This is a genomic window from Ruminococcus sp. 1001136sp1, from assembly GCF_039841815.1.
Taxonomy (GTDB): Bacteria; Bacillota; Clostridia; order Lachnospirales; family Lachnospiraceae; genus Blautia_A; species Blautia_A faecis.
Map to the genome: position 1 here is coordinate 45,092 of NZ_JBDPGY010000001.1, position 13,364 is coordinate 58,455.

The following is a 13,364-nucleotide window of genomic DNA, read 5'->3' on the forward strand; positions in this document are numbered from 1 at the left end:
GGAGGAATACACCGATCTTCTGGAACAAAAACGGAAAGCCTATTCTGCCTATAAGCAGGCCAAAAATGATATGAAAGAACTTCATAATGTTCGGGCCAATGTGGAATACCTATTAGAGATTTCTTCCCCACCACAACCGCAGCGCAGCACAGAAAAATCCCGTCAATAAGGTTTGCTAACTTGAATTCTATAGACCTTGACTTTCCGGGACTTCTTAACTATAATAATACTCAAGCAGGGGGACTACCTTGTAGTTGAGAAGGTTAAAACCTGACCCTTTGAACCTGTTGGCTAATACCAACGCAGGGAGCTAAAGAATACAGATTCGTATTTTTTGGACATTCTCTGTTTTGGGAATGTCCTTTTTAATTGAATAAGATATGATATGTGTTTGCGAGGGAACTGAACAAGTTGAAAAAGGTAAGACCTGACCTCTGGACCTGTCGGCTAATACCGGCGTAGGGAAGCAATTTCTTACGCTCGTATTGCGTCTGAAAGAGCTTCTAATTGTTTTAGAGGCTCTATTTTTTTATTTTAGGAGGAACAAACATGGCATTTATGAAAGACATTTTAACCCGCAACATCCCCATTTGGGAAGAATGTGCAGCTACCCCATTTGTGCAGGAAGTGCAAACTGGAAAGCTACCTCTTGAAAAGTTCAAGAGATATATGATTCAGGATAGTATCTATCTGAAAAACTATGCCCGTATATACGGCAAGGCAATTTTTCATGCTGATACATTAAGAGAAATTCAGCTTTACTATTCCATGCTGAATTTTGTAAATGATACGGAATCAGAAGTGCGTCTGGATTATCTAAAGCAATTTTGCATGACGGATAATGATATTGAACTGATCGCTCCTCTGCCTGAAAATCAAAATTACATTGATTTCATGTTTGAGATTGCGTCACATGGAAAGAATGAAGAAATTTTAATGGCGGTTCTTCCCTGTATGCTAAGTTACAGCTATATATTCCGCAAATTGGCGGCTGTTCCTACAAGCAGACAGTCAAGATATTGGGACTTTATCAAAGATTATGCGGATGAACAATATGCAGAAAGCTGCAAAGAATGGTCTGCTTTTGCAGAGCATAAATGTGCCGGGTTATCAGTAGCAAATAAAAAGTATCTGGCTGATATTTTTGAAAAAGCAAGTTTGTTAGAGCTTGCTTTTTGGAAGATGGCCTATCGGAACGAGAGAATGGAGGAAAATGCAAAATGAAAAAAGTATTGTCCATTGCCGGATCAGATTGCAGCGGAGGTGCAGGTATTCAGGCTGATTTGAAAACTTTTTCTGCTCACGGTGTATTTGGAATGAGTGTTATTGTTTCTGTTGTTGCAGAGAACACCAGCCGTGTTATCGACATCCAAGATATTACCCCGGATATGATTGAAAAACAGATTGACGCCGTATTTGAAGATATTGAAGTGGACGCAGTAAAAATCGGTATGCTTTCTACACCAGAATGTATGAAAGCGGTGGCAAAGAAACTATTACAATATAAGCCCCAAAATGTCGTAATCGACCCGGTTATGTATGCCAAAAATGGCTGCCCATTGATGAATCCTACGGCGGTTTCCACCTTGATAGACACAGTAATTCCACTGGCCGATGTACTTACTCCGAATATTCCAGAGGCAGAGAAAATAGCAGATATGCAGATTTCCACAGTTTCAGATATGGAGGCTGCCGCAAGAAAAATATATGCCATGGGTTGTAAGGCGATTGTTGTCAAGGGTGGACATCATATAGGAAATGCTGTTGATGTCCTATTTAATGGAGAAAATTTCTACCATTTTGAAACATCCCGCATTGATACGAAAAATACTCATGGGACAGGCTGTACCTTTTCTTCTGCAATCGCTTCCCAGCTTGCAAAGGGAAAAAGTGTTCCGCTTGCAGTCGAATCTGCAAAGGCTTATGTCACAATGGCAATCGAACACTCTCTTGCGATTGGAAAAGGCTGTGGCCCAACGCACCATTTCTACGAATTGTATCAGCATGGTTTATCTAAAGAATAGGCAGGTGCAAAATGAACTTTGATTATACACTTTATCTTGTTACTGATCGTCAACTAATGAGCTGCGATAGCCTGACAGAAGCGGTAGAACAGGCAATTTTAGGAGGCTGCACAATGATACAACTCCGAGAAAAAGAATTGTCCTCATTAGAATTTTACAATCAGGCTGTTGCCGTGAAACAGGTTACGGATAAATACCATATTCCCCTTATCATAAACGACCGGATAGATATTGCAATGGCTGTGCAGGCTACGGGGGTACATATTGGACAGCATGATTTACCTGCGGCTGCCGTCCGCAAAGTAATTGGGGAAAATATGCTGTTGGGAGTATCTGCATCTTCCATTGCAGAAGCAATACAGGCACAACAGGATGGTGCAGATTATTTGGGAGTTGGCGCAATGTTCCCTACTGGAACTAAAACCGACGCTGATTCTGTATCAATGGAGGAATTACAGAAAATCCGCACAGCCGTTTCTTTGCCGATCGTTGTTATTGGCGGTATCAATAAAGGAAATACAGGGCGTTTCAAGCCCATGGGAATTGACGGGCTGGCTGTTGTATCTGCCATCATAGCGCAGTCCGATATAAAAGCTGCTGCTGCGGAACTGAAAGATTTATTTTGCGGAAAGGAAAAGAAACATGGATTTTAATGCGGCAATCTTTGATTTAGATGGAACAATTCTGGATTCAATGGATGTATGGGAGCATATAGATATTCAGTTTTTGAAAAAGAGAAATCTTCCTGTCCCGGAAAATTATGTAACTGAAATATGTGCAAGGAGTTTTGAGGAAGCCGCACAATATACCATTGATCTTTTTGGATTGCAGGAAACGGTAGAGGGAATTATTGAGGAATGGAATAATATGGCGGTCGAGGAATACAGTAACCATGTCGGTCTGCTGCCCCATGCCCTTGATTATCTTCTGCGCTTAAAAGAACATGGAATAAAACTTGCAGTTGCTACGGGGTTGCCGGAAAAGCTCTATATTCCATGCTTAAAGAACAATTCTATTTTAGAATTATTTGACGCTCTATGTTCAACAGATGAGGTTCAGCGGGGAAAAGAATATTCGGATGTCTTTGAATTGGCCGCAAGAAAATTAGGGGTTGCACCTGAACACTGTATTGTGTTTGATGATGTGCTTCCAGCAATTAAAAGCGCAAAGGCAGCCCGTATGTTAGCAGGCGGGATTTATGATAAGTATTCCGCAGATCAGCGTACAGAAATAGAAAGGATTGCGGATATTTACTTACTTGATTTTCGGCAAGCACCGATCCCACACAAAGAGGTATGAAAATGGAAAAATGGGATTTATATAATGCAAAACGGGAAAAGTCTGGAATAACAGTGTGCCGTGGAGAAATCATACCCAAAGGGCTGTATCATTTATCTGTGAGTGTATGGATCGTCAACCAGCAGGGGCAGTATCTTTTATCACAGCGGCATCCGAAAAAGCAATACCCTCTTTATTGGGAATGTACGGGTGGTTCTGTACTTTCCGGGGAAACCAGTTTACAAGGAGCAATCCGAGAGGTAAAAGAAGAATTAGGAATACTGCTTACTCCCGGAAGTGAAAAATTGATTTATCAGAGCAGACGGGAAAATGTGCAGGATTTTTACGATGTTTGGCTATTTCATAAGGATATAAAGATTGAAGAAATGCGTTTACAGGAAACAGAAGTTGTGGATGTTCAATGGGTAAATCCAGATAAGTTATTTGAGATGTTTCGCCTGAAACATCTGCACCCTCTAATTACCTATGTAGATCAGCTAATAGGCTGAAAAAGCGCCGGGCGCAGAGGTATCAAAGCCTCTGCATCTGGCGCTTCTTTTTTGTCCTTTTTCCCGCATTTAGAACCCCGTTTTGCGGGGAACAGGATAACTTTATCCACCTGCCTGCCGGCCATGCGGAAAAACACTTGATTTCCGTGGACTTTTAACGCCCTAAATGCGTAGACAGGAGGTATCTTTTCCGCTGGCGCTCAGCCTTTTAATTCCGTGTTGCACATGAGGCGGAAATCTTACTGCACCAGACAGCGAAGAATCATTTTGACGAACTGGGAATCAAAAAGCTCCCCTCTGTCAAATCTCTCCGAGAGGAATACACCGATCTTCTGGAACAAAAACGGAAAGCCTATTCTGCCTATAAGCAGGCCAAAAATGATATGAAAGAACTTCATAATGTTCGGGCCAATGTGGAATATCTATTAGAGATTTCTTCCCCACCACATGGAGGTTGTAGATAACGCAAGTGATGAAAACAACGAAAATACAAGGAGAAAGGCAACTGTTGTACCTATTAAAATAGAATATGTGTGAGAGGACAAGCCTTTCAATAATGTAGACGTTCAGAAATGAGCGTCTATTTTTATACCCAAAATGAAAGGAGCATTAGATTTTATGAAAAAGATGTTAAAACGATTGTGTACGGGCTTCTTAGCTCTTGCAACTGTCGTTACTGCTTTACCGACTACACCCGTCCATGCAGAAAGTAAGCAATACTGGACGGAAAGTGCAGAGCGTGTCGGTATCATTGAAAAAGTAATGAATGACGGTTCTATCGGTTCGACATTCAATGAGGGCTATATGAAAGTCGAGGGCGAAACTGCCTATTGTATCGACATCAATACAGATTTTAAGAATGGTTACAAGACCAGAGCTGACGCAAGCTCACGTATGAGTGCCGACCAGATTTCAGATGTGGCGTTATCCTTAGAGTATGTCAAACAGTATGGCGAAACTCACAAGGAATTGAACTACAAGCAAGTCTATCTGTTGGAACAATGTGTGGTCTGGCAGAGATTGAGCGTACATCTTGGCTGGCAGTGCGACAACGTGCGAGCTTCTTATGATGAAATTCCAAAAGCTACGCAGGACGAAGTTTTCTCTGGTGCAAGAGCCTTTGTCAAAGAGAATAAAGGACGCTATGAATGTGGCGGTTATATCTACTCTGGCGAAGGGCAGGAATTGGGACAATTCTGGGCGAAACTCAATGTTGGAAATGCGAAACTTCAAAAGACTTCCAGTAATACCAGCATTACAGACGGTAACGGGAATTACTCTATCGCTGGTGCGACATACGGTGTCTTTGCTGATAAGGACTGCACGAAACAGCTTGCCACCCTTACGACTGATGAAAACGGAAATACAGATGTCGTAGAGGTAAAGGCTGACACAGTCTATATCAAGGAATTATCCGCACCAGCAGGATATAAGGTTGATACAAATATATATTCCTTAAAGGTTGAAGCTGGAAAGACAGCGACCTTGAACGTATCAGATACACCAAAGGTAACAGACACTTTGATTGAACTCTTCAAGATTGATATGGAAACACAGAAAGACAATCCGCAGGGGAACGCTTCTTTAGCAGGTGCGGAATTTACATGGAAGTATTATACTGGCTTCTACAATAAAGACAATCTCCCTGCCGAAGCTACAAGAACATGGGTTACAAAGACAATCGCCGAAACAGACAGCGACGGTACAATCCATTATGTTACAAAATTAGCGGACACATACAAAGTATCTGGCGACAGTTTCTATATGCAGGATGGCAAGGCAGTTCTTCCACTTGGAACACTAACCGTAGAAGAAACAAAAGCTCCAAACGGTTACTTGCTGGACGGTGCATATATGCAGGCTGGCGATAAGTCCGAACAGATTAAGGGCTTATACCTTACACAAATTACAGAGGACGGCGACCTTGCCGTACTTACTGGAAGTAACCAGTTTTCCGTATCAGACAAGGTTATCCGTGGCGGTGTCAAAATTCAGAAACGAGATTTAGAAACGGGCGATACAAAGCCACAAGGAAGTGCTACTTTGAAAGATACTGCCTTTGACATCATTTCCTTAAATGATAATGCGGTATTGGTTGAGGGCAAGTTATACAAGAAAAATGAAGTGGTAAAGATAATTCGTACCGATATTGAGGGTATCGCTTCTACTTCTGCTGACCTCTTACCTTATGGAAAATTCCGTATGAACAATGAAAAAAGCAGAAACGCAGGAACAGGAATTTTTAGAAGTTTGTTCTTCTTACGACCATGACCTTTTAACTGGAAAAAAAGAAATGACATTGAAAGACTATGAACGAATTACTTATTTAGTTAGTTCTCTTGGGTATAGTCAATATCTTCAATTCCTTATTGGAAAATATATGGACTTAGCACAAGCTGACGAAGAACGAGAAGAAAGAGAACATGAAATATATTTGGAATATCCAGAGTATTATGAGGACGAGGGAATTTTAGAAGAAGAAGAAAAATGGCTGGAAGAATTTTTAAATCAACTTCCAGAGAAGAAAAGAGAATATTTTGAAAAACTTATAAAAGAGAGTTAAAGCTACTAAAAAAGTTACTGTATTCAGATGTTCTGATCACAGTAACTTTTTATCATTATACAAGGGAAAACAAATGCTAATAGACAAAATATTTTTTTCGTAACTTACATTTTCAATTTTACCGTCAATCTTTTTCAGCAATTCCTTTACAATATACAAGCCCAGACCAGAACTTCCTTTGGTGCGTGATTTATCAACAGTATAAAACTTGTTAAATAATAAGTTTACATCAATATCATCAAGGGATTTTGTTGAATTTTTAATTGTGAACACTCCTTTTTGATTGATAGAAACTTCAATGTAATTATCTGAATAACGAAGTGCATTTACAATTAAATTTTCAATAATTCGTTTACAGATAAGGTTATTTCCGTATATCCATACAGGAGTATTTTCTGTTTGAATGGTTGGTTGGATTTCTCCAAATTCATAATACTTTTCAATTAAGCAATCTGTAACAATTCTATTTATGTCAACACGCTCACATTCAACATCAACTTGCTCATTTTCTATCACAGATAAATCATAAAACTCTTGTACTAAATCCGTGAGATAATCTGTTTTTGCCTTAATGATTTTAATGCATTGTCCTTGTTCCTGTTTATCTTCACATTCTTGCAGAAGTGTTAAATAGCCTTGTATAGATGTCAAAGGTGTTCTTAAATCGTGGCTTATATTAGATATAGACTGTTTTAACTGTTCTTCTTCCTGCTTAATTTGAACCTGTAATTTTTTATGTAGATTATCTTTTTGATTGATTGCATAAGCTAATTCTTCAATGTCCCTATTTGATAAAGATACTCGTATTTTCCGTTGTTGCTTTATTTGCTTATTTATGTTGCGAATTGTTCTGATAATAGAGAATAAGGAAAATGCTAATATGAAAATAAAGCAAATCAATAAGAAATATAACATATTCGCATTTCCCCTTTCTGTTATGATTAGCGTATTTCTTGCTTTCTTAGTATCAATGCTGAAACAAGAAATGTAATAATTACAGTTCCCACGAAATAAATCAAAATATTGATTTCTAAATTATTTATCATATTATAAGAACAGGTATTCATCCAGTAATACATAGGATTTATTTTTAAATAGGTTAGAACTCTCCATGATTGAGTTGACATATTATCCCATGTCATCATATAGATAAGCGGTCCGCTAAATGTAAACAATGACATAGCACCTACAACGATTGCCGTATGTTTGAATATTACACATAACATAAGTGTAATTCCGATAAATGCTCCCATAATCATACAATTTAGTCCTGCAATTTTCAGCATTGGAAACAGTTGTATTGGAATATTAAATTTCGCACATTCTATTATAAATGCAATCATAATAAATGAAAAGTATAGAAATATACTGGTAATCGAAATCACAATATATTTCGCAACAAAAAACTTAATTCGGCTTTGTCCGCTTGCGATTGCAATTTTAATTGTTGAATCCGTATATTCTCTTGAAAAGAAAATGACAGAAAATATAAGAACAATCAGCCAGAAAAATACAGTATAAGATGTGGCTGTCCTTATTATTTCTTCAATCAATGGGTGTGCTGTATCGCTATAAGCACGAGCAAGAAATCCAACAGTTTCTCCTATTTTCCATGTTTTGTCTAAACTTGAACTTGATGCCACAAATTGTTGCTGACCGCCTATGGAGAAAATTCCAAAGACTGCTAAAATCAAAGCAAAGGTTAAGTACAATGCCTTTGTATGAAATAACTTATAAAATTCTGCTCTTATTTGATTAAACATTTTTTCGTCCCCCTATTAGATTTTCAAAGTATGTTTCCAAATTTTCTCCTTGCACAGAAATTTCATCAATAATAACTCCATTACTGGATAGTAATTTAGAAATCATTCTTACATTATCTAAGCACTCGTATATCCGAATAGAATTATCGGGGTAAACGGAGTAATTGTTAATATTTCCCTTTTGCTCTAATAAAAGAGTGGTTTTTTGGATATTATCTGTCCTTAAACAAATATGGCGTTTACATTCTTCGTTTAATTCTTCGGTAGAAATTTGTTTCAAAAGTTCTCCTTTATGAAGAAATCCGTAACAGGTAGCAAGCTGATGTAATTCACTTAATATATGGCTGGATATTAAAATCGTTACCTCTCGTTCTTTTACTAATTTTTTAAGAAGTTCTCTTAATTCAATAATTCCTGTTGGGTCAAGTCCGTTGACGGGTTCGTCCAAAATCAAAAATTCTGGCTCGCCTAATAATGCAACGCCTAAAGCAAGCCTTTGTTTCATTCCTAAAGAAAAGTTTGCTACTCTTTTTTTACCAGCATTGGATAAGCCTATCAACTCTAGAGTATCGGTAATACATTTTTTATTTGGAATACCTCGTTGTATTCTTTGTACTTCCAAATTTTGAGAAGCTGTCATATCCTTATATAACGCAGGCATTTCAATCGTGCAACCGATTTTTGACCTTTCATGTTGCAGATTATCCTTATGTCCAAATAGGATAATTTCTCCCTCGCTCTTAAAATTAAGACCTGTTAATAACCTGATTAAAGTCGTTTTTCCTGCCCCATTTTCGCCTACAAGACCGTAGATTTCTCCTTTTGGAATAGTTAAGTTCACATTCTTTAAAGCATAGAAATCTTTATATTTTTTGCTTAGATTTTTTGTTTCGCATATAAATTTTGTCATTCTAAACACTCCTTTCTATGCCACTATATCTAATAAGTCTAAAGAAAATCTAAAGTTATTTAATTTTATAACCGATTCCCCAAATGGTTTGTATATAATCTTCATTTGTAATCGCCTTAATTTTTTTACGAATATGACTGATATGGGTATTTATCGTATCATCATCATAAGCATAAGTTTTATTCCAAATGGATTCATATAAATTTTGCTTTGAAAAAATTTTTTGCGGATATTGCAATAATAGTCTTAAAATCTTTAACTCGGTTGATGTAAAAGATACTAATACCTCTTTGATATAAACTAGAGAGTTATTGATTTCAATATCTCTATATGTCAAAGTATCATTTTGACAGGACGTATTTGAAGTCCTTTTCAAATTTGCTTCAATACGAGCAAGAAGCTCATGCAGGTCAAACGGCTTAGTCATATAATCATCAGCACCTAATTTTAATAAATCTATTTTTGTCTGTACCATTGTTTTGGCGGAAACAACAATGACAGGAGCGTTTGTAAATTTACGCAATCTCTGTAATACATCATTTCCATTTAACTTCGGTAACATAATATCAAGTATTATTAAATCTGGAACAAGCGATTTACATAATTCTATTCCCTCTGCACCATTCAAGGCATAATGAACGATATATTTATTATTTTCTAAGAATTTTGCAATCATATTGCAAATGTCTATATCATCTTCAATAATAGCAATTTTATTCATGTGATTTCATCTCCTTTAATTAGATATTGTATCATAAGGTTTTTATGCTATCCACATCAAACAAAGAAGTCTATGGTACATTTAGAAATTATTTAGAAATATACTTTATGATTTTGGAAAATAATTTTGATGTGTAAATCAAGGAGTATGTTTCATGGAATGTTTTAAAGAAATCTATCGGCTATAAATGGAAAAAGCAATCAATAAAATCGTTAATTAGATATATAAATTCATTCGCTCGTGCAAACAGTCTGTTTTGTGCGGGCTTTTTTCATTCTGGAAAAATTTTGGATTTTTTGAGTTCTCAACTTAACAAATCACACCTGCCGTTCCCTATATGGTGCGGAAAGAGGGAGAACCACTTTTCACGTCATAGCGGAAAGGGGGTGAGATTGATGAAACCGTCTGACTTCCAGAAAACAGTTCAATGCCGTTTTGAAAGTTGTTTGAAGAAAGTTGTCCGTCATGTTGTTAAGGACTACCAGCAGAAATTAAAACGACGACAAGAGAAAGAAACGCTCTTTTGCGAACTCCCAGAAATCGTTGTAGAAAATCTGGCTGTCTGGGACGATTATGAAACGGACTATACGATTTTCAATGTATGCGGTTACGATATTCGTGTTTATGATGATGAATTGGCAGAAGCCTTGCGTAAACTACAATCAGCACAACCGCAGCGCAGCACAGAAAAATCTCGTCAATAAGATTTGTCTGCTTTTGGTTTTCAGCGTTCCAACGGAACGCGCAGCCATTGCCACCGGCAATGATCTCAGGGGTTTGGGGATATGTCACCAACAAGCATTAGCAGGAATTCCGGAAACGGGATTTCTGCTAAATACGCAATCTTACGTAAGATTGCATTGCTTGCCAGTAGTTTTAAGAGTCTTTGGCAGAGAGTCTGTTTACAGTTGCTGCATTGATAATACTTCGATAATTTTTTATAATAAATTTGTTATTCTTCTAAAGTGCATGAAGAAGCGCAAAAAGAAAACAAAAAATAATCTTCTCGTGAGGTTTCTGTGACATTTGGATGATACACTAAGAATGAAGGAGTGTGATACAATGCGAATTTTAGTAGTCGAGGATGACCGACTTTTGAATAATACCTTGTGCTATAACCTGGATGCTGCTGGCTATGTCGTGGACTCTGCATTGACAAAATCAGCAGCCAGCAACTTTTTGACCAAGCAGGACTATGACCTGATTGTGCTGGATGTAAACCTGCCGGATGGGAACGGCTTTGATTTCTGCCGTGAGGTAAAGGAGCGCCGGCCGGATACAGCGGTGATCTTCCTGACCGCAAATGATATGGAAAGTGATATGCTCAAAGGATATGAGCTGGGTGCGGAGGACTATGTGACCAAACCTTTCCCCATGAGCGTCTTTCAAAAAAAGCTGTCCGTGGTGCTGGGGCGGCTGGCAAAACAATCTGGCGGCGATTGCTATGAGGATGGCGCACTATCCATCAATTTCTCGGAAATGACTGCTTCCCTGTCCGGCAAGCCGTTGGTGTTCACTCCGTTGGAATACCGGCTGTTGAAAATACTGACCAAAAATCCGCAGAATGTTTTGACCAGACAGGTGTTGCTTGAAAAGCTGTGGGATGCCGATGGGAACTTTGTGGATGAACACGCCCTGACCTCGGCCATCAGCCGGGTGCGGAATAAAATTGAAACGGATGGACGCCAGTACATCAAGACAGTGTACGGCATGGGCTATATGTGGATCGGAGGGGCATCGAAATGAATATGCGAAAACTCTCCATCAACAAAGCCTGTATCCTTTTGGGGACGCTTTTGCTGCTGGCCGTTGGTACGGTTTCTGCCGCTGTTTATCTGTTGACCCAGAATATAACTGCTGTCCGCTGTGTGTTCCTGTTCAGTCTTTTTGTACTGCTCTGCGTTATCTTCTTTGTGGCTCTGATCCGCCGGAAGCTGGTCCGGTTCTCCGATGCCTTTTGTGGTCAGATGGATGATATGCTCTCCGGGGATATGCAGCCCAAGCAGACGGTTGAGGAAGAAAGCCTGTTCTATAAAATCAACTACCGGCTGGGGCGGCTGTACGAAGTTATGCAGGAAAATAAAAACAGCATCGCAAAGGAACGGGCTGACCTGCAGGAGCTGATCTCTGACATTTCCCATCAGGTCAAGACCCCGATTGCCAACTTGAAGATGATTAACAACACGCTGCTTGAAAACGAGGTTCCTCCGCAGAAGCAAAAGGAATTTCTGACAGCTCAGGCCAGCCAGCTTGATAAGCTGGACTTCCTAATGCAAGCCATGATTAAAACCTCCCGCTTGGAAACCGGAGTCATTTCGCTGGAGCAAAAACAGCAGCCGGTTTATGATACCCTTGCCGCTGCCCTGGGCGGGATTTTGCTCAATGCCGAAAAGAAACAAATAGATGTGCAGGTGGAATGCCCGGAGCATTTGGATGCGTGTCACGATAGAAAATGGACAAGCGAAGCCCTGTTCAACATTCTGGACAACGCAGTGAAGTACACCCCGGCAGGCGGACAGATCCGTGTGTCCGTGGAAGGCTGGGAAATGTATGTGAAGATCGACATTGCCGACACCGGCATCGGCATTTCGGAGCAGCACCAGGGGACGATTTTCAAACGGTTTTACCGGGAAGATGCGGTGCATGATGTGGACGGCATTGGGATTGGCCTGTATCTGGCCCGTGAGATTGTGACCTTGCAGGGCGGCTATATCCGGGTGGCGTCTGAGGTTGGGAAAGGCTCGACCTTTTCTGTTTTCCTGCTCCGAAAGTAGCGCAAGCGCGCCCCAAAAACTGAAATGTCACAGCTTCGTGACATTTGGGGCCGAATTTAGCGGAAATTTTTTGTGGCTCGTGACATTTCTGTGAGGTTTGGTCGTTACAATAGGTTTATCAAAAAGAAAGGATGGTGTTCTTTATGAGCATTTTGCAAACGACTGAACTGAAAAAATATTATGGCGCAGAGCCGAACATTACCAGAGCCTTGGATGGCGTAACCCTCTCCATAGAAAAGGGCGAATTTGTAGCCATCGTGGGAACCTCCGGCAGCGGTAAATCCACGCTGCTGAACATGATTGGCGGATTGGATGTGCCCACCTCCGGCCAGGTGGTCGTGGATGGCAAGGAGTTGTCCAAACTCAAAGACGAGGAACTGACCGTTTTCCGCAGAAGAAAGATCGGCTTTATCTTCCAGAACTACAATCTGGTGCCGGTGCTGAATGTCTTTGAAAACATTGTGCTGCCTGTGGAGCTGGACGGAAACAAGGTAGACAAGAAGTTTATGAACGAAGTAGTGCAGATGCTGGGGCTTGAGGATAAGCTGAACAATATGCCCAATAACCTCTCCGGCGGCCAGCAGCAGCGCGTAGCCATTGCCCGCGCCTTGGTGTCAAAGCCCGCTATTGTTTTGGCTGATGAACCCACCGGCAACCTGGACAGCAAGACCAGCGCCGATGTGCTGGGGCTTCTGAAAACCACAAGCCAGAAATTCCACCAGACCCTTGTGATGATTACCCATAACAGTGAGATTGCCCAGCTTGCTGACCGTATCATTCGGATCGAGGATGGTAAGATTGTTCAGTAAAGGGGGACGCGAC

13 protein-coding genes, 2 pseudogenes and 2 riboswitches are annotated in these 13,364 nt (G+C 39.9%); of the genes and pseudogenes, 11 read left to right on the plus strand and 4 right to left on the minus strand.

Annotated features, from left to right (window positions below):
- Positions 1-226: 226 nt before the first annotated feature.
- Positions 227-326: riboswitch (TPP riboswitch) on the plus strand.
- Between the two features lie 59 nt (positions 327-385).
- A riboswitch (TPP riboswitch) is annotated at positions 386-483 on the plus strand.
- A 66-nt stretch (positions 484-549) separates the two neighbouring features.
- From ABHC48_RS00245 to ABHC48_RS00275, 7 genes and pseudogenes are all read left to right on the plus strand, one after another.
- Positions 550-1,224 carry a TenA family protein gene (locus ABHC48_RS00245; protein ID WP_055200141.1) on the plus strand — a complete coding sequence of 225 codons (675 nt, stop codon included), beginning with the start codon at positions 550-552 and terminating at the stop codon, positions 1,222-1,224.
- Positions 1,221-2,024 carry a bifunctional hydroxymethylpyrimidine kinase/phosphomethylpyrimidine kinase gene (gene thiD, locus ABHC48_RS00250; RefSeq protein ID WP_055200142.1) on the plus strand — a complete coding sequence of 268 codons (804 nt, stop codon included), beginning with the start codon at positions 1,221-1,223 and terminating at the stop codon, positions 2,022-2,024. The genes ABHC48_RS00245 and thiD overlap by 4 nt, the downstream gene beginning before the upstream one ends.
- Before the next feature lie 11 nt (positions 2,025-2,035).
- A complete protein-coding gene (gene thiE, locus ABHC48_RS00255; RefSeq protein WP_055200143.1) occupies positions 2,036-2,677 on the plus strand; it encodes a thiamine phosphate synthase in 642 nt (213 codons plus the stop codon).
- Positions 2,667-3,323: an HAD family phosphatase gene (locus ABHC48_RS00260; protein ID WP_005361145.1), complete on the plus strand. Its 657-nt coding sequence runs from the start codon at positions 2,667-2,669 to the stop codon at positions 3,321-3,323. Before thiE ends, ABHC48_RS00260 begins: the two co-directional genes overlap by 11 nt.
- Before the next feature lie 2 nt (positions 3,324-3,325).
- On the plus strand, positions 3,326-3,811 hold the full coding sequence (locus tag ABHC48_RS00265; RefSeq protein WP_223385983.1) for an NUDIX domain-containing protein: 486 nt from the start codon (positions 3,326-3,328) through the stop codon (positions 3,809-3,811).
- 618 nt (positions 3,812-4,429) lie between these two features.
- Positions 4,430-6,016 (plus strand): annotated as a pseudogene (locus ABHC48_RS00270) (SrtB-anchored collagen-binding adhesin); the annotation flags it as partial.
- A 4-nt stretch (positions 6,017-6,020) separates the two neighbouring features.
- Positions 6,021-6,374, plus strand: a complete 354-nt coding sequence (locus ABHC48_RS00275; RefSeq protein WP_005361149.1) for a hypothetical protein — start codon at positions 6,021-6,023, stop codon at positions 6,372-6,374.
- A gap of 36 nt (positions 6,375-6,410) precedes the next feature.
- Here ABHC48_RS00275 and ABHC48_RS00280 read toward each other — a convergent pair whose 3' ends face one another.
- The 4 genes from ABHC48_RS00280 to ABHC48_RS00295 are packed head-to-tail and all read right to left on the minus strand — an operon-like array spanning position 6,411 to position 9,768.
- The gene (locus ABHC48_RS00280) at positions 6,411-7,289 is read right to left on the minus strand and encodes a HAMP domain-containing sensor histidine kinase (RefSeq protein ID WP_004611592.1); all 879 of its coding nucleotides are present in this window, start codon (positions 7,287-7,289) and stop codon (positions 6,411-6,413) included.
- A 26-nt stretch (positions 7,290-7,315) separates the two neighbouring features.
- Positions 7,316-8,137: an ABC transporter permease gene (locus ABHC48_RS00285; protein ID WP_117552654.1), complete on the minus strand. Its 822-nt coding sequence runs from the start codon at positions 8,135-8,137 to the stop codon at positions 7,316-7,318.
- Complete coding sequence (locus tag ABHC48_RS00290) at positions 8,130-9,047, minus strand: ABC transporter ATP-binding protein (RefSeq protein WP_004611594.1); 918 nt, start codon at positions 9,045-9,047, stop codon at positions 8,130-8,132. The genes ABHC48_RS00285 and ABHC48_RS00290 overlap by 8 nt, the downstream gene beginning before the upstream one ends.
- Positions 9,048-9,102: 55 nt before the next feature.
- Positions 9,103-9,768 (minus strand): response regulator transcription factor, encoded by a 666-nt coding sequence (locus tag ABHC48_RS00295; protein ID WP_077326101.1) that lies wholly within the window; start codon positions 9,766-9,768, stop codon positions 9,103-9,105.
- 395 nt (positions 9,769-10,163) lie between these two features.
- On the opposite strand from ABHC48_RS00295, the pseudogene ABHC48_RS00300 reads away from it, so the two are divergent.
- The 4 genes and pseudogenes from ABHC48_RS00300 to ABHC48_RS00315 all read left to right on the plus strand — a co-directional run.
- Positions 10,164-10,427, plus strand: a pseudogene (locus ABHC48_RS00300) (hypothetical protein); the annotation flags it as partial.
- Positions 10,428-10,830: 403 nt separating this feature from the next.
- A complete protein-coding gene (locus ABHC48_RS00305; RefSeq protein WP_118306380.1) occupies positions 10,831-11,514 on the plus strand; it encodes a response regulator transcription factor in 684 nt (227 codons plus the stop codon).
- The gene (locus ABHC48_RS00310) at positions 11,511-12,542 is read left to right on the plus strand and encodes a HAMP domain-containing sensor histidine kinase (RefSeq protein ID WP_118306379.1); all 1,032 of its coding nucleotides are present in this window, start codon (positions 11,511-11,513) and stop codon (positions 12,540-12,542) included. Before ABHC48_RS00305 ends, ABHC48_RS00310 begins: the two co-directional genes overlap by 4 nt.
- Before the next feature lie 143 nt (positions 12,543-12,685).
- The gene (locus ABHC48_RS00315; protein WP_040342337.1) at positions 12,686-13,351 is read left to right on the plus strand and encodes an ABC transporter ATP-binding protein; all 666 of its coding nucleotides are present in this window, start codon (positions 12,686-12,688) and stop codon (positions 13,349-13,351) included.
- The last annotated feature ends 13 nt before the right edge of the window (positions 13,352-13,364 follow it).